The sequence below is a fragment of the Olsenella sp. DNF00959 genome, from assembly GCF_001553055.1.
In the GTDB taxonomy this organism is placed as follows: domain Bacteria; phylum Actinomycetota; class Coriobacteriia; order Coriobacteriales; family Atopobiaceae; genus Olsenella_I; species Olsenella_I phocaeensis.
Genome location: NZ_KQ960133.1, coordinates 483,047 through 502,251 on the forward strand (window position 1 = coordinate 483,047; position 19,205 = coordinate 502,251).

At 63.0% G+C, this 19,205-nt stretch carries 20 protein-coding genes; 14 read left to right on the forward strand and 6 right to left on the reverse strand.

Going from position 1 to position 19,205, the window contains the following annotated elements; genetic code table 11:
* Nucleotides 1–30 precede the first annotated feature (30 nt).
* From HMPREF1868_RS09045 to HMPREF1868_RS09110, 14 genes are all read left to right on the forward strand, one after another.
* Nucleotides 31–885, forward strand: a complete 855-nt coding sequence (locus HMPREF1868_RS09045; protein WP_062531743.1) for a carbohydrate ABC transporter permease — start codon at nt 31–33, stop codon at nt 883–885.
* The gene (locus tag HMPREF1868_RS09050) at nt 885–1,724 is read left to right on the forward strand and encodes a carbohydrate ABC transporter permease (protein WP_009278589.1); all 840 of its coding nucleotides are present in this window, start codon (nt 885–887) and stop codon (nt 1,722–1,724) included. Before HMPREF1868_RS09045 ends, HMPREF1868_RS09050 begins: the two co-directional genes overlap by 1 nt.
* Before the next feature lie 55 nt (nt 1,725–1,779).
* A complete protein-coding gene (locus HMPREF1868_RS09055; protein ID WP_062531744.1) occupies nt 1,780–2,979 on the forward strand; it encodes an ABC transporter ATP-binding protein in 1,200 nt (399 codons plus the stop codon).
* Nucleotides 2,980–3,118: 139 nt separating this feature from the next.
* Nucleotides 3,119–4,627, forward strand: a complete 1,509-nt coding sequence (malQ, locus tag HMPREF1868_RS09060; RefSeq protein ID WP_062531745.1) for a 4-alpha-glucanotransferase — start codon at nt 3,119–3,121, stop codon at nt 4,625–4,627.
* A gap of 284 nt (nt 4,628–4,911) precedes the next feature.
* Nucleotides 4,912–5,787, forward strand: a complete 876-nt coding sequence (locus HMPREF1868_RS09065; RefSeq protein ID WP_062531746.1) for a MurR/RpiR family transcriptional regulator — start codon at nt 4,912–4,914, stop codon at nt 5,785–5,787.
* Between the two features lie 209 nt (nt 5,788–5,996).
* Entirely contained in the window at nt 5,997–6,314 is a 318-nt protein-coding gene (locus HMPREF1868_RS09070) for a PTS fructose transporter subunit IIB (RefSeq protein ID WP_062531747.1), read from the forward strand.
* A 63-nt stretch (nt 6,315–6,377) separates the two neighbouring features.
* Nucleotides 6,378–7,499, forward strand: coding sequence for a PTS fructose transporter subunit IIC (locus tag HMPREF1868_RS09075; RefSeq protein WP_197414996.1), 1,122 nt, complete (start codon nt 6,378–6,380; stop codon nt 7,497–7,499).
* Nucleotides 7,500–7,583: 84 nt separating this feature from the next.
* Nucleotides 7,584–8,438, forward strand: coding sequence for a class II fructose-bisphosphate aldolase (locus HMPREF1868_RS09080; RefSeq protein ID WP_062531748.1), 855 nt, complete (start codon nt 7,584–7,586; stop codon nt 8,436–8,438).
* 84 nt (nt 8,439–8,522) lie between these two features.
* Entirely contained in the window at nt 8,523–9,425 is a 903-nt protein-coding gene (locus tag HMPREF1868_RS09085) for a ketose-bisphosphate aldolase (protein ID WP_062531749.1), read from the forward strand.
* 79 nt (nt 9,426–9,504) lie between these two features.
* Nucleotides 9,505–9,960 carry a PTS sugar transporter subunit IIA gene (locus tag HMPREF1868_RS09090; RefSeq protein WP_062531826.1) on the forward strand — a complete coding sequence of 152 codons (456 nt, stop codon included), beginning with the start codon at nt 9,505–9,507 and terminating at the stop codon, nt 9,958–9,960.
* Between the two features lie 2 nt (nt 9,961–9,962).
* Nucleotides 9,963–10,877: an ROK family protein gene (locus HMPREF1868_RS09095; RefSeq protein ID WP_062531750.1), complete on the forward strand. Its 915-nt coding sequence runs from the start codon at nt 9,963–9,965 to the stop codon at nt 10,875–10,877.
* Between the two features lie 158 nt (nt 10,878–11,035).
* On the forward strand, nt 11,036–12,013 hold the full coding sequence (locus HMPREF1868_RS09920) for a DUF975 family protein (RefSeq protein ID WP_062531751.1): 978 nt from the start codon (nt 11,036–11,038) through the stop codon (nt 12,011–12,013).
* A gap of 75 nt (nt 12,014–12,088) precedes the next feature.
* Nucleotides 12,089–12,826, forward strand: a complete 738-nt coding sequence (locus tag HMPREF1868_RS09105; RefSeq protein WP_062531752.1) for a response regulator transcription factor — start codon at nt 12,089–12,091, stop codon at nt 12,824–12,826.
* Between the two features lie 5 nt (nt 12,827–12,831).
* Nucleotides 12,832–13,854 carry a sensor histidine kinase gene (locus HMPREF1868_RS09110; protein ID WP_009278596.1) on the forward strand — a complete coding sequence of 341 codons (1,023 nt, stop codon included), beginning with the start codon at nt 12,832–12,834 and terminating at the stop codon, nt 13,852–13,854.
* Between the two features lie 58 nt (nt 13,855–13,912).
* Here the strand turns inward: HMPREF1868_RS09110 and HMPREF1868_RS09115 are convergent, their stop codons facing one another.
* The 6 genes from HMPREF1868_RS09115 to HMPREF1868_RS09140 all read right to left on the reverse strand — a co-directional run bounded on the left by HMPREF1868_RS09115 (nt 13,913) and on the right by HMPREF1868_RS09140 (nt 19,132).
* The gene (locus tag HMPREF1868_RS09115) at nt 13,913–14,824 is read right to left on the reverse strand and encodes a peptidoglycan-binding domain-containing protein (RefSeq protein WP_062531753.1); all 912 of its coding nucleotides are present in this window, start codon (nt 14,822–14,824) and stop codon (nt 13,913–13,915) included.
* A 53-nt stretch (nt 14,825–14,877) separates the two neighbouring features.
* Nucleotides 14,878–15,915, reverse strand: a complete 1,038-nt coding sequence (locus tag HMPREF1868_RS09120; RefSeq protein ID WP_062531754.1) for a polyprenyl synthetase family protein — start codon at nt 15,913–15,915, stop codon at nt 14,878–14,880.
* An 8-nt stretch (nt 15,916–15,923) separates the two neighbouring features.
* Complete coding sequence (galE, locus tag HMPREF1868_RS09125) at nt 15,924–16,979, reverse strand: UDP-glucose 4-epimerase GalE (protein ID WP_062531755.1); 1,056 nt, start codon at nt 16,977–16,979, stop codon at nt 15,924–15,926.
* Nucleotides 16,980–17,328: 349 nt separating this feature from the next.
* A complete protein-coding gene (locus tag HMPREF1868_RS09130) occupies nt 17,329–18,186 on the reverse strand; it encodes a TIGR00730 family Rossman fold protein (protein ID WP_062531827.1) in 858 nt (285 codons plus the stop codon).
* 141 nt (nt 18,187–18,327) lie between these two features.
* Nucleotides 18,328–18,546 (reverse strand): hypothetical protein, encoded by a 219-nt coding sequence (locus HMPREF1868_RS09135; protein ID WP_009278601.1) that lies wholly within the window; start codon nt 18,544–18,546, stop codon nt 18,328–18,330.
* Between the two features lie 70 nt (nt 18,547–18,616).
* Entirely contained in the window at nt 18,617–19,132 is a 516-nt protein-coding gene (locus HMPREF1868_RS09140; RefSeq protein ID WP_009278602.1) for a nitroreductase family protein, read from the reverse strand.
* Between the last annotated feature and the right edge of the window lie 73 nt (nt 19,133–19,205).

Below are 19,205 nucleotides of genomic sequence, written 5' to 3' on the forward strand. Positions count from 1 at the left end.
CCCCCTGCGACCTGCGAAGGGAACGCGCGCATGGTTAAGTCACTCAGGAAGTGGTGGCCGCTCTTCGTGCTGCCCACGGCGCTCTCGTTCGTCTTCGGCTTCGTCATCCCGTTCGCCGAGGGCGCCTACCTCTCGTTCTGCCAGTTCATCAGCATCTCGAACCCGACCTTCGTCGGCGTGGGCAACTACGTGGCGGCGCTCTCGGACCCGCAGTTCGCCCACGCCTTCTGGCTCACGGCGCTCTTCACCGTGACGGTCACCGTGCTGGTCAACGTCATCGCCCTTGCCATCGCGCTGGCCTTCACGCGCAGCCACCTCAGGGGCACCAACGTCTTCCGCACGGTGTTCTTCATGCCCAACCTCATCGGCGGCATCGTGTTGGGCTACATCTGGCAGATCCTCATCAACTGCGTCCTGGCTAACGTGGGCCAGCAGCTCCTGGCCCTCAATACCCACGCTGGCTTCTGGGGCCTGGTGATCCTCACCCTCTGGCAGCAGATCGGCTACATGATGATCATCTACATCGCCGGCCTGCAGTCCATCCCCAGCGACTACCTCGAGGCGGCCAAGGTGGACGGGGCCAACGCCTGGCAGACGCTGTGGAAGGTCAAGATCCCCAACCTCATGCCCACCATCACCATCTGCCTCTTCCTCACCATCACCAACGGCTTCAAGCTCTTCGACCAGAACCTCGCGCTCACGGGCGGAGAGCCGAGCCGCTTGAGCGAGCTCCTCGCCCTGAACATCTACAGCACCTTCTACTCGAGGGCAGGAGCCAAGTGGATGGGCATCGGGCAGGCCAAGGCCGTCATCTTCTGCCTTCTGGTCATCGCCATCTCGCTCGTCCAGCTCAGGCTCACCAAGTCCAAGGAGGTGCAGCAGTAATGCAAAGGGAGAGAACCATCAACCGCGTGCTCTCGGCCTTCTTCACCGTGCTGAGCCTGGCGTGGGTGTACCCCATGTTCATGATCCTCATGAACTCGCTCAAGGACGAGTCGAGCATCGGGACCAGCACGGCCTTCGAGCTGGTGGGACCCCAGAACGCGGCGGGGCTTGCGAACTACGTGAGCGCCCTCTCGAAGCAGGGCTTCGCCTCCGCCTTCGCCTACTCGCTCGTCATCACCGTGACCTCGGTCGCGCTGATCCTCGTGTGCTGCTCAATGTGCGCTTGGTACGTGGTGCGCGTGAACAGCCGACTCTGCAAGGGCCTCTACTACCTCTTCGTCTTCTCGATGGTCGTGCCCTTCCAGATGCTCATGTTCACCCTCTCCAACGTGGCCGACTCCATGGGCCTCAACACGCCGTTCAACATCTGCTTCATCTACCTGGGCTTCGGCGCGGGCCTGGCGGTCTTCATGTTCGCGGGCTTCGTCAAGACGATCCCGCTCGAGATCGAGGAGGCGGCCACCATCGACGGCTGCAACCCCGTGCAGACCTTCTTCCACGTGGTGCTCCCCATCATGAAGCCCACCTACATCTCGGTAGGAATCCTCGAGACCATGTGGGTGTGGAACGACTACCTCCTGCCCTACCTGGTTCTGGACAGCACCAAGTACAAGACCATACCCATCCTGATCCAGTACTTCCGCGGCGGCTACGGCCACGTGGAGCTAGGGCCCATGATGGCCTGCATCATGATGGTCATCGTCCCCATCGTCGTGGTGTACCTGGTCTGCCAGCGCTACATCATCAGCGGCGTGGTCTCGGGCGCGGTCAAGGGCTAGTCTCGCAACTACCACGGGCGCCCGGATGCGGGCGCAGGGCAGAAAGGCAAGGAAGATGGCACAGATCGTCCTCAAGGGCATCAAGAAGGTCTACCCCAACGAGAGGGCTCGCAGCGGCCTCTTCGGGAGGCGTCGCGAGGAGGAGCGCAAGGGCAACCTGGAGGTCACCTCCGAGGGCGTCGTGGCCGTGCAGGACCTCGACCTCACGGTGGGCGACGGCGAGTTCGTGGTGCTGGTGGGCCCCTCGGGCTGCGGCAAGTCCACCACCCTGCGCATGATCGCCGGTCTGGAGGACATCAGCTCCGGCGACCTGCTCATCGACGGCCATCGCGTGAACGACGTGGCCCCCAAGGACCGCGACATCGCCATGGTCTTCCAGAGCTATGCCCTGTATCCCAACATGACGGTGTACGAGAACATGGCCTTCACCCTCAAGCTCAAGAAGGTCGACCCCGCCGAGATAGACCGCAAGGTCCGCGACGCCGCCGAGACCCTGGGCATCACCCCCTACCTCGACCGCAAGCCCAAGGCGCTCTCGGGCGGTCAGCGCCAGCGCGTGGCCATCGGCCGTGCCATCGTGCGCGACCCCAAGGTCTTCCTCATGGACGAGCCCCTCTCCAACCTCGACGCGAAGCTGCGCAACCAGATGCGCGCCGAGCTCATCAAGCTGCGCCACAAGGTGAGCGGGACCTTCATCTACGTCACGCACGACCAGACCGAGGCCATGACCCTGGGCGACCGCATCGTGATCATGAAGGACGGCTACGTCCAGCAGATCGGCACGCCGCAGGAGGTCTTCAACCACCCCGCCAACCTCTTCGTGGCCGGCTTCATCGGCATGCCCCAGATGAACTTCTTCGACGCCCATCTGGTGCATGTGGGCAACGAGTACCACCTCGAGACGAGCGACCACGACATAGCGCTCGCTCCCCAGACCTGCAACCGTCTCTCCGAGTCCTGGGTCGACGGCACCTCCGAGGTCGTCGCCGGCGTGCGCCCGGAGCAGATCTCGCTCGCACGCGAGGACGACCTTGACGCCATCTCGGGCACGGTGGAGGTCTCGGAGCTCATGGGCTCCACGGTCCACGTGCATGTGACGGTCGAGGGCAGCGAGCTCGTCCTGGTCATCCCCACGGTCGACTTCGAACGCGAGGGCGGCAGCTTTGCCGACGGCGAGCGCATCAGCTTCAAGTTCGACCAGAACGCCATCCACCTCTTTGACAAGGAGAGCAGCAAGAATCTCGTCAGGTCGTAGCCGCCACTCTCTGTGCGGCTCGGCTCGAGGGTCCCGGCCCGGATGGACGGGCCGGGACCAAACCGTTCGAAAAAACCGACGCGATGACGTCATCTGCGTCCCGCTATCGTGGGTCCAGGGCGGCGAGAAGAGCTGGGACATGGAGCGTGCGAGCGGAATCCTGATGCCGGTGTTCTCCCTGCCCGGACCAGGGGGCATCGGCGGCTTCGGGCGGGCCGCGAGGGAGTTCGTGGACTTTCTCGCCCAGAGCGACCAGCGCTACTGGCAGCTGCTCCCGCTCACCACCACGGGCTACGGCGACTCGCCCTACCAGTCGTTCTCGGCCCATGCGGGAAACCCCAACCTCATAGACCTGGAGGACCTCGTGTGCCGAGGTTGGCTCGAGGAGGGCGAGCTCGCCGCTGCGGAGCTGGGGGACGACCCCTGCCGCATAGACTACGGCGCCGTCTTCCACGGGCGGCGCGCCCTCCTGGAGCGCGTCCTGCCGCGCTTCGCTGCCCGGCCGCCGGAGGGCCTCGACGGCTTCGCCCGCCGCAACGAGTCCTGGCTCGCCCCCTACTGCCAGTTCATGGTGGCAAAGGAGGAGTTTGGCCTGAGGCCCTTCTGGGAGTGGCCGGAGGAGTTCCGCCGCCCGGGGTCCGCGGTCCGCGCCCTCTGTGACGGGAGACGCGAGCGCCACCTCTACCACCAGATGACCCAGTACCTCTTCTTCACCCAGTGGCAGGGGCTCAAGCGCCATGCCAACGAGCGCGGCGTGCGTGTCATAGGCGACATCCCCATCTACGTCTCGCGCGACTCGGCCGAGATGTGGTCTGCCCCCGAGCTCTTCATGACGGACGAGACGGGCGCGCCCACGCTGGTCGCGGGGACGCCGCCCGACCAGTTCTCGGCCACGGGCCAGTACTGGGGCAATCCCATCTACGACTGGGAGCGCATGCGGGAGGACGGCTACTCGTGGTGGGTGGAGCGCCTCAGGTCGAGCCTCGAGCTCTACGACCTGGTGAGGATCGACCACTTCCGGGGCTTCGAGTCGTACTGGGGCGTGCCCTTCGGGGTGGCGAGCTCGGCTGCGGGCTCCTGGCGCAGGGACCCGAGGATGGCCCTCTTCGAGCGCGTCAGGCAGGAGCTGGGGGAGCTCCCCATCATCGCCGAGGACCTGGGCTTCCTGACGCCGGAGGTCCTGGCCCTGCGCGATGCCACGGGCTATCCCGGCATGAAGATCCTGCAGTTTGGCTTCGACGGCCGGAACGACTCGTACTACCTCCCGCATCACTACGCGAGCAACACCGTGGCCTACGTTGGCACGCACGACAACATGACCGCGCGCGGCTGGGAACGGGACGCGGCCAGCGCCGAGCAGCTCGCCCAGGCGCGGCGCTACCTGCACCAGGCGCCCGGCGAGCCGCTGTCTGCGGCGATGAACCGCGGCATCGCCGCGTCCGTGAGCGACACCTGCATCTATTCCATGCAGGACCTCCTCGACCTGGACAACGAGGCACGCATCAACGTGCCGTCGACCCTGGGCGGCAACTGGAGCTGGCGCATGCGAGAGGGGGCCCTGACTCGGGAGCTGGAGGAGCGGCTCCTCGAGCTCACCCGGACCTACTGCCGCGTTCCCGGCGCGGGGGACCCGCCCCTGCTGCAGTAGGACGCTTGGGCTGGCGGCGTGCAAGGATTATTGGAAAGCGACTGACAGGTTCGGACTGAGTGACCAACGTTGTGTCATACGGCGCATCGAATTCAATACGTTACTGCTCTTTCGAAGGCAGACATGGAATCGGCTACTGTTGTCTGACGCTCATTCCTAATGCCGTATGTCGGATTACTGCGATTCAACCAAGGAAACCACCCGCGTATCCTATTCGTACAAACTAATTTATTGCCAAGGGGATAAGGTTGTCCCGTCAGAAGTCTCTACGGGAAAGCCTTCTTATGAATAGAAACCTGGGCATCGTCGATCAGATCTATGGAATGTATGGCGCCCTAACGGAGACTGAGCAGCGTGTGGCCGATTACATCGTGCGACATCTGGTCGAGACCACTTATCTCTCTGTGCGAGAGATCGCAAGAGAGAGCATGTCATCCCCTGCAACAGTGTCACGCTTTGTCAAGAGCCTCGGTTTCGATAGCTTTGCCGATCTCAGGCTTGCGCTTGCTGCGGAGGCATCTCGCGCTTCGGAGGCCCCTGCTGCAGATGTCGCAAAGGAAGTCACCGCAGATGACATTCGCGGGTCGGTGGAGTTCATCCTTGCGACAAAAGTCCAAGAGCTTCGCTCGACTGTGGCAGCCATCAATGAGGATGAAATGAAGAGAGCAATTCAGCTCATTCTCAACGCAAACAACGTGGTGTTCGGGGCTGTAGGAAATTCAATACCCATCTGTGAGAATCTCTCCTTCAAGTTTGGGCAGATAGGCATTCGATCCTTCTGTGGGGCCACATCGGAGTCGATGATTCTTTCTTCGATGGCACTAAGGCATGACGACGTGCTCATCCTAATCTCCTCCTCGGGCTATTCGAAGCGCCTGGAGGTTATGGTGGACAATGCAGAGGATGCCAATGCTCCAGTCATTTTCATCACTTCGAACCCCACTTCGTCGCTTGCGGAGCGAAGCACCGTTGTTTTGCAGGCTGTGTCTGGGGATCAAATGCTCTCTGGCGTTCAGTTCTCCTCTCATGTTCCCTTCGACTTTCTTGCAGAGACTATCTTTGCTCTGACGCTTTCGAGCGTACAGTTTGCCTCCGAACGCACGCAGATCGAGCACAAGAGCTTAGGTTTCGACAAGGATTTGCCGGTGACCATTGGCTAGCTGGCAACGCCTCTCATAGTTCCTGTTGCCAACGGAAACCGCTCGTCGGGAAAAGTTGACCGCTGACATCTCCCATATTCGTGATGGTACAATATTCCAAAAAATAAAATATAGTGAAACACAGTTTCACAAACCCATTTGCAGGGGTTGCATAGTCGACGTGCACTCAGCTTCAGAGGGTAATTGTGTACAGGGGAGAGGAGACGATTATGAAGATCGTTGGCATCTGTGCGTGCTGCAGTGGTATCGCACACACCTACATGGCGAGAGAGGCAATTGTGAGTGCCGCGCAGGCAGCTGGCGACGAGATTCACATGGAGACCCAGGGCACTATTGGCGTTGAAAACGAGCTGACTGCGGAGCAAATTGCCGAGGCAGATTGCGTGCTTCTGTGTGTCGACGTGCACGTTGAGGGCACGGAGCGCTTCAGCAGCAAGAAGGTCATGAAGATTCCAACGGACCTCGCGATTAAGGCGCCAAAGCAGATTATCCAGAAGCTTCATGAGGAGCTCTCTAAGCAGGCTTAGACGTCTGCGCATGTAAAAGAAGTCGTTCACAGGCATTGCTCATACATAGAGGAAGGATATGTAATGGCTTCGGAATTGAAGAAAGTCGACATAAAGGCGGCAATACTTACTGCCATTGGATACCTGCTTCCGTTGGTCGTCGCTTCTGGCCTGCTCATCGCCATTGGTAACCTTGCGGGTGGGCAGAACCTCACCATTGATGGCGAGAACATCAAGACGGTCTCTGACCTCTTGGCAGCGATGACCGTTCCTAGCGCACTGACCACCATGGGCGTCCTAGGCATGGGGCTGCTGCCCGCTTTCATCTCGGGTTATACCGCTTTTGCCATTGCGGACCGCCCCGGTATTGCTCCTGGCTTCATCATGGGTATGGTTGCCAATGTTCTGGGCGCCGGTTTCCTGGGTGGTTTGATTGGCGGCATCCTTGCCGGTTATATTGCGCTCATCTGTGAGACCTACATCAAGCCTCCCAAGTGGGCCCAGGCACTCATGCCCATGATGATCGTTCCCACCCTTACGGCAATCTGCGCGGGCCTGTTGATGATCTTCCTGCTGGGAGGTCCCATTTCTGCCCTGACTGCAGCTCTCACCTCCTTCATCAAGGGGCTTGACCAGAGCCAGAAGCTTGCCTACGGTTTCATTCTGGGCCTTATTCAGCACCTTGACTACGGCGGTGCAATTTCCAAGGTTCCCAACCTCATCTGTGACGGCATGATGGCAGATGGAATTTATGGCCCCGAGGCAGTCAAGGTCCTTGGCTCCATGGTTCCTCCTTTTGGCGTGGCACTCGCGCTCGTGCTCTCCAAGGCCATTAAGAAGCCCATCTTTTACAAGGAGGAAGAAGAGAACATCAAGGTTGCCTTCCCCATGGGAATCTGCATGATTACCGAAGGCGTCATTCCCATCGCCATGAATGATCTGGTTCGCACCGTTATTGCTACTGCTCTTGGTGATGCAACGTGTGGTGCCATTGCCTTCTCCATGGGAGTGGAGTCCCGCGTTCCCTCCGGCGGCATGTTCGTGGTGCCCGCAATGACTAATCCCGGCTGGGCCCTGGTTGCCCTGGCGGCAGGCTCTGCTGTAACCGCCGTCCTCCTGATCCTCCTCAAGAAGCGTGTCGATCCCGAGAAGGAGAAGCTGGTGGAGGAAGAGGAAGTCGATCTTTCTAGCCTGAGCTTCGAGTAGTGGCAATGGGGCGTGAGGTAAGTGGCCTCACGCCCTCACTAGACCGACCGTCCGCATATTGAGCATAGAGAGGACATCAAATTCATGTATGTTTCCATGCGCGAAATGCTCCGAAAGGCAAATGAAGGCTCATATGCGGTGATGGCAATTAACGCCTTCAACATCGAGAGCGCTCATGGCATCATCCAGGCTGCAGAGGCAATGAGGTCTCCCATCATCATTGACCTGCTGCAAGATCATCTGAAGAGCATTGTCGATTGCAACCTCATCACGAATCCCATCATCCGTATGGCACAGGATTCACCTGTTCCCGTTGCCCTCAATCTTGATCACGGAAGCGATGTGCGGCATCTCAAGCGTTGCGTGCACGAGGGGTTTTCCAGTGTCATGGTTGACGCTTCGGCACTTCCCTTTGAGGATAACGTCCGCGTGACGCGTGATGTGGTGAGCTTCGCGGAGCCCTATGGGGCAAGCGTCGAAGCAGAAGTTGGCAACATGGGTCTAGTGGGCGAGGGCTCTGGATTTACCGACGCGGACATGTATACCGAACCAGAAGCTGCCATCAGCTTTATCAAAGAGACGGGTGTCGATGCGCTTGCCGTCTCGTATGGTTCGACGCACGGTAACTATCCAGAGGGTTATGTGCCAACCTTCCACTTTGACATAGTGGAGAGGATTAAGGAGGCCACGGGTTGCCCGCTGGTACTGCACGGCGGCTCTGGCGCTGGTGCTGAGAACATAAAGCGCTCGCTTGAGGTGGGCATCAACAAAATCAACGTCGGTACCGACTACATGAATGCCCAGCGTGAGTTCGTACGCCAAGCCCTTGCTGCAGACCCCGAATTGGACTATCCGAGCCTTGCTACGCGAGCTGCAGAGGCGGGCGGGGAGGTTCTCAAGCGATATATCGAGCTTGCGGGATCTGCCAACAAGGCCTAGGCCGTTGCAAGTCACGTATAGACGCTCCTGCTTGTGGAACGCAAAGACGGCACGTTAGACATAATTAAGAGAAAGAAGACGCACATGCTGTTGAATATGAGCCAAATGCTTGAGGTTGCCAAGCAGAATCACTTTGCGGTGGGGGCCTATAACGTCTCCGAATCCAACCTCTTCCGTACCGTTGTGGAGGCAGCCGAGGAGAATGATTCGCCGGCGATCATTGCGGTGCATCCTACGGAGCTTGCCTATTGCAAGGATGACTTCGTGAAGTACATGGTCGCCCGCGTCTCCAACAGCCCTGTGCCATTCGTGATTCATATGGATCACGGCGACTCGATTGAGAGCATCATGCGTGCTGTTCATGTGGGCTTCAGCTCCGTGATGATTGATGCTTCTCTGCTTCCCCTCGAGGAGAACATCACGAAGACCGCAGAGGTAGTTCGCTACTGCCATATGGTTGATGTGTCAGTGGAGGGTGAGCTGGGCACCATCGGAAACACTGGCGTGACCATCGAGGGCGGTGTCACCGAGGTGCAATACACGGATCCCGCTGATGCGAAGCGTTTTATCGCGGAGACGGGCGTCGACACACTGGCTGTTGCCATTGGCACCTGCCATGGCATCTATCCCGAGGGGGTTACTCCAAAGATTCGCATCGACGTCCTCGAGCAGATCAAGGAGGTAGTTGACATCCCTCTGGTGCTGCATGGCGGTTCCAGCAACCCTGACGCCGAGATTGCCGAGGCGGTGCGCGTAGGCATCCAGAAGGTCAACATCTCCTCTGACTACAAGCATGCGTTCTTTGCCAAGGCGCGTGAGATTCTTTCTCAGCCTAATTCAGGTTGGGATCCCAACAACCTCTTCCCCGAGTGCATTGAGGCGGGCAAGCAGGTGCTCAAGCACAAGATGGAGCTTTTTGACAGCGTGGGTAAGGCTGCGCTCTACCGTGAGGCGGGTATTGCTCAGTGGAGGCAGAAGCTGAACTAGCTTCCCATATGCTTGATGGGGCCTCCTCGCCTGCGCGTCGGGGCTCCATTTTTATATAGAGAAAGCGAGTGATGTGACCATGAGTAAGTTCATGAGCGCGGCAAACGTCTTCCTTGATTTGGATATAAAAAGCAGGGAGGAAATGCTTGAGTTCCTCTCGCGCAAGGCTGTTGAGCTGGGTCTGGCGGATTCCGTGAAGGAAACTCTGTCAGCCTTCAAGTTCCGCGAGGAGGAGGGTACAACCGGGCTTACAAACGGCTTTGCAATTCCCCATGCCAAGGACAAGGTCATCACAAGTGCCGGCGTCGTTGTTGCTCGCACCAAGGAACCGATGGACTGGCCCTCCTTTGATGATCAGCCTGTTGATATTTGCATCGCTCTATACGTGCCCGAGATTGAGGCCGGAACGACACACCTCAAGCTTCTTTCCCAGACTGCCGTTCTACTGATGAAGGAGGAGTTCCGAGAGGCCGTGAGGCGGTCTGCGGATCCCGCTGCAATTGCCATGCTCATCAATGAGGGATTGGAAGGCTAAATATGGCGCTCATCCAGAGCGGAATAGAGTCTGCCTCCGCGCCTCGCATTGGGGCACTTGAAGCGGGCGGCACGAAAATGGTTCTTGCCGTGGGAACTGCCGACGGGGAAATCATGGAAAGGGCGGAGATTCCAACGACCCTTCCCGAGGAGTGCGTGCCGCATATGATCGGTTGGTTCCATGCGCGCAAAGTGGATGCACTGGGAGTCGGCGCTTTTGGCCCAACACGTGTAAATCCTGAAGCGGCAGACTTTGGTTACGTGCTGGATACCCCCAAGCCTGGTTGGAAGGGCTACGACTTCTACGGAGAGCTCAAGAAAGGCCTAGACGTCCCCATTGGCTATGATACTGACGTGAACGTTGCCTGCTTGGGTGAGGCTAGGTTTGGAGCAGCCCAAGGACTAACCCATGTGGTCTACATAACAGTTGGCACGGGAATCGGCGCGGGAGTGCTCGTCGACGGAAAGCTCCTGCATGGTTTGTTGCATCCCGAGGCTGGTCACATGTTAGTGGCGCGCCAGCCCGAAGATGAGTTACAAAGTGTCTGCCCCTACCATTTGAGTTGCCTGGAGGGGCTGGCATCTGGTCCTGCCATCGAAGCGCGGTGGGGGGAGCCCGCCAACGCACTTGCAGATAGGGTTGAAGTATGGGAGCTCGAGAGTGACTATCTTGCTCAAGCAATTGCCAACTATGTGCTTTGCTACTCTCCCCAGCGTATCGTGCTGGGTGGTGGGGTAATGAAGCAGTCCCAGCTCTTCCCTCTGGTCCGTGCAAAAGCGCTCAAGAACTTAAACGGTTACATCTCGACGAATGACCTGGGAAGCATGGAGTCCTACATCATAGAGGCAGGCTGCGGTGGCAACCAGGGAATCCTTGGTTGTCTGGAACTGGGCAGAAGGGTACTTTGTCGATCGTAGTGGCGGCTGCCTTGAAGTGTCATCAGCGAGCCCCAAGCGTTTACGTAGTCGCTTGGGGCTCGTGTCTTAAGGCAACGTTATGGTTTGACTCACGTTTCCCTCAGGGTCGCAGCCCATCATGGGACTTGCAATCGAGGGACCACGTCCAAGGAGACGACATGTGGGAGCGTAGCGAGCTCAAGGAGAAGGGCAAGGCCAGCCTCAAGGCCAACTATTGGAAGACCGTCCTGGTGGCGATCGTCGCAACCTTCGTGATCGGCGGCGGCGCCGGGGGAGCCAGCGCGTTCAGCTCGGCGGCGAGCGGCATGGCCGCCCTCATGGGGCTCGGGCCCGCCGCCTCGACCTCGGAGCAGCACTATGAGCTGGAGGAGAGCACCGAGGCCGAGCACGGACACGAGGAAGGCACGGATTCCGCCGCGGGCAGGAACGACGCGTCGGCGTCCGCCGGAAGGGACTCCGGTATCGTCTCCTCCACCCCGGTGGCAGAGCGCCAGGACGCGGGCGAGGAGCTCGGCTCCGCGCAGATGGCGGCGGTGTTCCTGCCCCTGGTGATCCTGTTCTGCCTCTTCATGCTGCTGGTGGTCGTGGCCATAATCGCCCTGGACATCCTGGTCCTTCAGCCCCTGCTGGTGGGCACGTCCCGCTTCTTCCTGAGGAACCTCAACCAGCGCGCCGAGGTGGGCGAGTGCGGGCGGGGCTTCGACCGCAACTACGCGGAGAACGTGAAGACCCTCTTCTTCCGCGAGCTCTACGTCTTCCTGTGGAGCCTCCTGCTCGTGGTCCCCGGCATCGTCAAGAGCTACGAGTACCGCATGATCCCGTACCTGCTCGCCGACGACCCCAAGCTGACCCGCGAGGAGGCCTTCGCCCAGAGCAAGGCCCTCATGGACGGCAACAAGTGGAAGGCCTTCGTGCTCGACCTCTCGTTCTTGGGCTGGGACCTGCTCTCGCTCGCGACCCTGGGCATTCTGGACGTCTTCTATGTGGCGCCCTACAGGCAGATGACCTACGCCGCCCTCTACGAGGCGCTGCGCTACGGGAGCGACTCCCGCGTGCTGCCGGTGGCGTCCGACGAGGCCGCGCCTGTCGCACCCGACCAGTCTTCACCCGTCGCGCCTGAGGGGCTGCAGGGCTAGCCTGCCAGCGCTACCATCGAATGTCCAAGGCCGCCCGGACTCGAGGTCCGGGCGGCGCGCGCGAAGGGAGCAGGGATGGCCGGGGACGGACTCCACACGGTCCTCGTCGCCGACGACGAGGACGAGATACGCGAGGTGCTGCGCCTCTACCTGCAGAACGCTGGCTACCACGTCGTCGAAGCGGCGGACGGCGGCGAGGCCCTACGGCAGCTGCGCGAGGGGCCCATCGACATCTGCCTCCTGGACATCATGATGCCCGAGGCTGACGGCTACGAGGTGCTGAGGCGGCTGCGCGCGGAGCGACCCACGCCGGTGGTGCTCATCTCCGCCAAGGGCCAGGATGCCGAGAAGGTCCTGGGTCTCGACCTCGGGGCCGACGATTACCTGGTGAAGCCCTTCAACCCGCTTGAGGCCGTGGCGCGGGTCAACTCGCTCATGCGCCGCGTCTACAACATGGACGCCCGCCCGCTGCCCTCAAGCGGGGGGATGGTGGGGGCTGCGACGCCCCTGCCCGTCTCGCCCAGGCTGGTCGTGCGTGACCTGGAGCTGGACGTCGACGCCTGCCGCCTCACACGGGCGGGAAAGGCGGTCGAGCTCACCCCCGTGGAGTACCGGATCATGGAGCTCATGATGTCGCATCCGGGCAGGGTCTTCACCAAGCAACAGATCTATGAGGCAGGTTGGGAGGAGAGCTACCTCGCGGCAGACAACAACGTGATGGTCTGCATCAGCAAGCTGCGCGGCAAGCTCTCGGACGACCCTGGCGCCTACATCAGCACCGTGCGTGGCCTGGGTTACCGGCTCGAGGGGTAGGGGACATGGGCGAAGGCGAGAACGGCGAGCGCATCGAGTCGGCGGGGTCGTCTGGGTTGGGCGGCTTCCTGGTTCGTCGCTTCCTCATGGTCGCCGTGCCCATGGCTGCCGCAGAGGCATTGCTGCAGCCCCTCGCCTTCGGGACGCTGGTGCCCCTGGCGCTGGAGCGAATCGTGGTCGGCGGCCTTGGTGACGTCCTGGGGGCGCTGCTCGGCCTTGCGATGCTCGCCCTGGGAATGGTGCTGTTCGTACTGCCGCTCGCGGTGGGCGCCATGCTCTTCGCGCGGATGGTGGAGCGTAGGGTGGCGCAGGTCCAGGAGGAGCGCGACCAGGAGCGCGAGAGGCTCTATGCGCGACGCAACCTCCTGGTGACCGACATGGCGCATGACCTCAGGACCCCGGTGATGAGCGTCCTCTCGCTTGCACAGGCCCTGGGCGACGGGCTGGTGAGGGATGCGACCGACCAGAGGCGCTACCTGGCCTCCATCCGCTCGAAGGCGGAGCGGCTGGGGAGGCTCACTGACGTGCTCTTCGACTTCACGCGGCTCGAGAGTGACGGCTTCAGGTTGGACCTCAGGCCTTGCGACCTCCCCCAGCTCGTGCTGAGGGAGGCGGCGGCCGCCTACTCGGACGCGGAGGCGGCGGGGATGAGCCTCGAGGTGGACGTGAGCGAGCAGCCGTTGGAGGTGCTGGCGGACGACGTGCAGCTGGGAAGGGTCGTCTCCAACCTGATCGCCAACGCGGTGAGGCACTGCCCCAGGGGGACGGCCGTCCACGTGCGGCTCGTGCGGCGCGCCGGGGTCGCCGAGGTCGTCGTGGCGGACGACGGGATGCCCATAGCGGGCGACGTCGACCGCCTCTTCGAGCCCTTCTCGCGCGGGGACGAGGCGCGGCGCGGCGAGGGGAGCGGCTTGGGGCTCTACATAGTCAGGCGCATCGCGGAGCTGCATGGCTTCGCCATCCGCCTGGAGCAGCCCTACGGCAGCCTGACCAAGGCCTTCGTGCTGACCTGCCCCGTCTGGGACTAGCGCCAGCTGCCAGCCAGGTCGGCCCCGCGTGTTCCGCCAGCTCTCTGGGCCCCGCGGCCTACAGGTCGAAGGCGGCGCAGATGGCATCGAGGAGCATGACCGCGAAGGTCTGCGCGTCTCCCGTGGTGAAGGTGCCGTCGTAGTCGAGGCCCAGGGGGAGCTCCAGGCGCACCACGGGGACCTCCTCGCGGGCGCTCTCGCAGGTGGTGCGCAGGCGCTGGGGCAGGGAGTCTACGTCGTCGGTCGAGAGGTTGGCCATCTTGCTGCCCTCGGGCAGGGGGGTGGAGGCCAGCACCAGCACCGCACGGTCCCCCTCGCGCGCGGCAAGGGGGCTCTCGATGAGGTCGAGGCCGCTCTTCTCGCTCGTGGCACTTGCCAGGTTCCAGATGCGACCCGCCACATTGCGGCTGATGGGGTCTTCGGCGGTGATGGAGAGCTGCGTGCTCTCGAGCACTCCCGCCGCCCGCGCGAAGCCCATGCCGCCCATGGGGTGCGGACCCGAGGCGGGCTTGCCGCCCCACACGTGGTGCAGGCGCTCGATGGCGTCGAAGGTGTCCTGGAAGGCCATGCCGTCCGCCAGCATGCCCTGGCTTTCCTGGAACTGCTTCACCGCGCTCTCGGTGTAGACGCCGAAGCAGCCGTCGGGTTCGCCGCACGAGAAGCCCAGGATGTTGAGGCAGTGCTGCAGGGCCAGCACGTCGCTGCCGTGGAAGTTGGGGAGGCGGAGGTAGAGGGTGCGGTCGCCCATGGAGTAGCCTGCGTCGACGAGGGCCGCCCAGGTCGCGGAATCCACCTCGCCGCCCAGGGGCAGCTGGTGGTCGAGCCGGAACTTGGCCACGGCGGTCGCGGTGGTCGGTCCGAAGGCATGGCCGTCGAGCTCGGCGGCTTCCACCTCGTAGCCCAGTCTTCCCAGGCGCTCCTGGATGTCCTCCACCGCGGCGCCGCTTGCGCCCTCACGAATTGCTTCCATGCGTGTCTCCCGTTGCGAAGGCCTCGGGACGGGTGCCCCGGGGCCTGGTGGTGTCATCCCCTGCGCTCCACGAAGAAGTCTGCCATAGAGCGGAGCGTCTCGTGCGGCCCGTCCTCGAGTCCCACGCCCTCGAGCCTTCCCTTTGCCCTCGCGACGAGCTCGCGTGCGACCGAGCGGGCGTGCTCGACGGCGCCGGCCTCGTCCATGAGGAGCACCGCGCGGGCAAGTGCCCCCTCGTCCGTGACGTGGGCGTCGAGAAGGCCCTGGAGCTCCTCTCGCCTGCTTCCCTCCAGTCGCTCCAGGGCCCAGGTCGCCACGAGGGTGCGCTTGCCCTCCGTGACGTCGCTCCTGAAGTCCTTGCCCTGTGCCACGGAGTCTCCCACCAGGTTGAGGAGGTCGTCCTGGATCTGGAAGGCGAGTCCCGCGTCCAGGCCGAAGGCGCGCAGGGCCTCCACCTGCCGCTCGCTGCCTCCGGCGCAGACGGCGCCCGCGGCCAGGGGGACGGCGGCGGAGTAGTGCGCGGTCTTGAGCGTCGCCATGCGCAGGTAGTCCGTGGAGCTCACGTCCCAGCGGCCGTCGCGGACCCATCCCAGGTCGAGGGCCTGGCCCTCGAGGGTCCTGAGCTCCATGAGCGAGAGCTCCTCTAGGAGGCGCAGCCTCGTGTCCGCGCCAAGGGACCCGTCGTCCAGGACGAGGCGGAAGGTGGTCACGATGCCCAGGTCGCCCATGTTGATGGCGGGGCCCGTCCCCTCGCTGAGGTAGGTGCAGGGCTCGCCGCGGCGCGTCTCTCCCTCGTCCGCGATGTCGTCGTGGATGAGGGCCGCGCTCTGGAAGTGCTCGATGGCGGCTGCGACGGGCAGTGCCGCCTCGGCTCTACCGCCCACGGCCTCTGCTCCCAGGAGGCAGAGCGCGGGGCGCGTACGCTTGCCGCCCGCCCGCGTGAAGTGCGCGTAGGGAGCGTAGAGGTAGCGCTCCAGCTCGGGGCCATGCGACGCCGCATCGTGGTCGTGGGGCTCCACCTTCGCAAGATAGCCCTCGACGAGGGGAAGCACCCGCGCCAGGTAGTCCCTGAAGAGCTGACCGTCAGGCATGGGGCCGCCTAGCCCTCGTAGCCGTCGGGGTTGTGGGACTGCCAGTTCCACGAGTCGCGGCACATGTCGTCGGTGTCGTACTTGGCCTCCCAGCCCATGAGCTCCCTGGCCTTCGCGCAGTCGGCGTAGTTGGCCGTGACGTCGCCGGGGCGGCGCGGGTCGATCTGGTAGGGCAGCTCGCGCCCGCAGGCGGCAGAGAAGGCCCTGATGATCTGGAGCACGGAGGTTCCCCGACCGGTGCCCAGGTTGAAGACCTCGACGCCCGTGCGGCCGTCCATCCAGGCCAGGGCGGCGGCGTGGCCGGAGGCGAGGTCCATCACGTGGATGTAGTCGCGCACGCCGGTCCCGTCTGGCGTGTCGTAGTCGTTGCCGTAGACGTGGACGAACTCGCGCTTGCCCACGGCCACCTGCGCCACGTAGGGCAGGAGGTTGTTGGGGATGCCCTTGGGGTCCTCTCCCATGAGTCCGGAGGGGTGCGCGCCGATGGGGTTGAAGTAGCGCAGCAGGACGACGTTCCACTCGGGGTCGGCGGTGTGGAGGTCGCAGAGGATCTGCTCGATCATCCACTTGGTCCAGCCATAGGGGTTGGTGCAGGCCTTCTTGGGGCTCGCCTCGGTGATGGGAAGGCTGTCGGGGTCGCCGTAGACGGTGGCGGAGCTGCTGAAGATGATGGACTTGCAGCCATGCTCGCGCATGACGTCCACCAGGGTCAGGGTGTTGCCCAGGTTGTTGCTGTAGTACTCGATGGGCTTGGAGACGGACTCGCCCACGGCCTTGAAGCCCGCGAAGTGGATCACCCGGTCGACGTCGTTGTCGTCGAAGATCGCCTCGAGGGCGTCGCGGTCGTTCACGTCGGCGCGATAGAACGAGAGCCTCGCCGACGCCTCCTCGCCCACAATCTGGTCGATGCGGTTGAGCACCTTCTCGGAGGCGTTGCTGAGGTCGTCCACGATGACCACCTGGTAGCCGCCCTGGAGCAGCTCGACCACGGTGTGGCTGCCGATGAAGCCGGCGCCTCCGGTGACGAGGACGCAGGTGTCCTGGGGTGACTTTTCGACGCTCATGGGTGCTCCTCGTCTACTGGACGGCAGGCTTCTTCCTGGAATGGCTGTGCCCTGGCGCAGGCTACTGCCGTGCGATGGGCGCAACCGTCCATAAAGAGTATAGGGCAGGGCAGGGGAGGGCAAGGCAGGGCGGGGGCCGCCGCGCGTGCGACTGGACGCCGTTCTCTATGCATCTTCCTGAAGCCGCTTGGTTCTCTATGCACTTCTCGGAAACCCTACCCACAAAAGCCCTGTTGGCAAGGAGACGGCTTCAGAGAATGGCATAGAGAACGCATGTCCCGGCATGTTCCAGCTTGCTTCGCCCTTGGCGCTGAGGGGTGAGGTTCTCTCGACGTGGGGGGTGTGTGGTCTAACTCGAGGCGCCGATGTCCTCGCATGACGCGTCACGTCCCTTTCCGGGCAGCGCGCTCGTGGCGATGTCGACCGCCTCCGCCGGGTCGTCGGTGAGCCTGACCAGGGACGGGTCGAGGGGCGAGATGTTCCCGGAGTCAGAGACGGTGCCCCTGAGCCACTCGAAGAGCCCCTGCCAGTACTCGCGGTCGAACATGACGACGGGGGTGCGCTCGACCTTGTGGGTCTGCACCAGGGTGAGCAGCTCGAAGGCCTCGTCGAGGGTCCCGAACCCGCCCGGGCAGATGATCGCGCCCTGCGAGTACTTCACGAACATGGTCTTCCGCACGAAGAAGTACCTGAAGCTCATGCCCAGGTTGACCCACTGGTTGATTCCCTGCTCCTGGGGAAGCTCTATGCCCAGCCCCACGGATGTCCCGCCCGCCTCTGACGCCCCGCGGTTCGCCGCCTCCATCACGCCCGGCCCGCCGCCCGTTATGACGGCCACGCCCCGCTCGGCGAGGAGGCGTCCCATGGCGAGCGCGGCGTCGTAGCCGGGGCTCCTTCGCGGCGTGCGGGCAGACCCGAAGACGCTTACGGCCGGTCCCAGCCTGGCGAGGGCGTCGAATCCGTCGACGAACTCCGCCTCTATGCGCATGACGCGCCATGGGTCCATGCGAATCCAGTCGGCGGGGTCGTCTGGTGCGAGCAGGCTGCTCGTGGTGGTGCGTTCGGGAATCATCTGGCCCCTGAGGAGCACTGAACCTCTGTGGTAGGCGTCCGCACCTCGCCTGTCCGCCGTCTCGTCGTCCCGCGCACTACGTCCCGAAGGCTCGTTCCAGCCGTCCCGCTCCTCGTGTTGGCGCCTCTCGCCCATGCCCATGCGTCTCCCATCTTCGCTTCCTGGTGGAAGATGCTACGCCAAGGCCCCCTCTGGTGCGTCCGTTCTCCGCGTGCGGTGCCCTTGGACCAAGCTTGGGCCAAGCCCTGAGGCCGTGTTGCCTCTCGCCTTGCGCTCTCAGCCGAGGGTGTAGCGGGTGGCCGCGTGGCGCATGTTGACCTCGCTGAGTTCCATCTCGCCGTCGATGTAGGGCTGGTACATGGCGTCTATGGAGCCCACGCCCATGCTGCATCCGCTGCAGCTCTCGCAGCTCGAGTCTCCGCAGAAGTCCAGCCCCTGGTGGACGATCTGGATGCGCTCCACGCGCGTGGTGTCCTTGATGAGTAACGACCTCATGACATGTGGCCCCTCTCCGCCGGCCATGCCCTTGCCGGGGGTGGTCGGTCGTCTGGTCTCCTGCCGCTCGCTAGATGCGGCTCACGAGCTCGTCGGCAGGCTTGCGCATCGTATGGCGCGGGGCGGGCTCGGCATCGTCGGCGGGATACCCCAGGGGGAACAGCGCGATGAGGTCGTAGCCCTGCATCTGCGGGAAGGCCTGCTTCAGCGCCCCGGCGTCGAACTTGCCCACCCAGGTGCTGCCCAGGTCGAGCGAGTACGCGGCGAGCATGATGTGCGTCGCCACGATGCTCGCGTCCACGTCGGCGAAGTTGCGCCCGTCGAAGGAGCGCACCCACGCCTCGTCCTCCTTGGCACCGACGGCCACGATGAGGGGGGCGCCGAAGCCGTAGGGGGTGTTCTCTCGCACGGTCTCGAGGGCGTCGGGGCTCTGGATGATCCAGGCGTGCCAGGGTTGCTTGTCCACGGCCGTGGGGGCGGCGACCGCAGCGGCGATCAGGGCGTCGACCTTATCGGGCTCCACCGGGGCGTCGCTGAACTTGCGGCAGGAATAGCGTTCGCGAGCGAGCGTGAGGAAGTCTGACATCTGGGTGCCTCCCGTCCTGGGGTGACGTCATCCCGTGCGCTTCCGGACGGGGCGACCGCTGCGACACTGCAGC

Coding starts and splice junctions, on each gene's coding strand:
- HMPREF1868_RS09115 (WP_062531753.1), bottom strand. CDS start 14,824: ATGGAAGCAATTCGTGAGGGCGCAAGCGGCGCCGCGGTGGAGGACATC.
- HMPREF1868_RS09090 (WP_062531826.1), top strand. CDS start 9,505: ATGAGTAAGTTCATGAGCGCGGCAAACGTCTTCCTTGATTTGGATATA.
- HMPREF1868_RS09135 (WP_009278601.1), bottom strand. CDS start 18,546: ATGAGGTCGTTACTCATCAAGGACACCACGCGCGTGGAGCGCATCCAG.
- HMPREF1868_RS09075 (WP_197414996.1), top strand. CDS start 6,378: ATGGCTTCGGAATTGAAGAAAGTCGACATAAAGGCGGCAATACTTACT.
- HMPREF1868_RS09055 (WP_062531744.1), top strand. CDS start 1,780: ATGGCACAGATCGTCCTCAAGGGCATCAAGAAGGTCTACCCCAACGAG.
- HMPREF1868_RS09070 (WP_062531747.1), top strand. CDS start 5,997: ATGAAGATCGTTGGCATCTGTGCGTGCTGCAGTGGTATCGCACACACC.
- HMPREF1868_RS09110 (WP_009278596.1), top strand. CDS start 12,832: ATGGGCGAAGGCGAGAACGGCGAGCGCATCGAGTCGGCGGGGTCGTCT.
- galE (WP_062531755.1), bottom strand. CDS start 16,979: ATGAGCGTCGAAAAGTCACCCCAGGACACCTGCGTCCTCGTCACCGGA.
- HMPREF1868_RS09065 (WP_062531746.1), top strand. CDS start 4,912: ATGAATAGAAACCTGGGCATCGTCGATCAGATCTATGGAATGTATGGC.
- HMPREF1868_RS09050 (WP_009278589.1), top strand. CDS start 885: ATGCAAAGGGAGAGAACCATCAACCGCGTGCTCTCGGCCTTCTTCACC.
- HMPREF1868_RS09140 (WP_009278602.1), bottom strand. CDS start 19,132: ATGTCAGACTTCCTCACGCTCGCTCGCGAACGCTATTCCTGCCGCAAG.
- HMPREF1868_RS09120 (WP_062531754.1), bottom strand. CDS start 15,915: ATGCCTGACGGTCAGCTCTTCAGGGACTACCTGGCGCGGGTGCTTCCC.
- HMPREF1868_RS09080 (WP_062531748.1), top strand. CDS start 7,584: ATGTATGTTTCCATGCGCGAAATGCTCCGAAAGGCAAATGAAGGCTCA.
- HMPREF1868_RS09105 (WP_062531752.1), top strand. CDS start 12,089: ATGGCCGGGGACGGACTCCACACGGTCCTCGTCGCCGACGACGAGGAC.
- HMPREF1868_RS09130 (WP_062531827.1), bottom strand. CDS start 18,186: ATGGGCGAGAGGCGCCAACACGAGGAGCGGGACGGCTGGAACGAGCCT.
- HMPREF1868_RS09045 (WP_062531743.1), top strand. CDS start 31: ATGGTTAAGTCACTCAGGAAGTGGTGGCCGCTCTTCGTGCTGCCCACG.
- HMPREF1868_RS09085 (WP_062531749.1), top strand. CDS start 8,523: ATGCTGTTGAATATGAGCCAAATGCTTGAGGTTGCCAAGCAGAATCAC.
- malQ (WP_062531745.1), top strand. CDS start 3,119: ATGGAGCGTGCGAGCGGAATCCTGATGCCGGTGTTCTCCCTGCCCGGA.
- HMPREF1868_RS09920 (WP_062531751.1), top strand. CDS start 11,036: ATGTGGGAGCGTAGCGAGCTCAAGGAGAAGGGCAAGGCCAGCCTCAAG.
- HMPREF1868_RS09095 (WP_062531750.1), top strand. CDS start 9,963: ATGGCGCTCATCCAGAGCGGAATAGAGTCTGCCTCCGCGCCTCGCATT.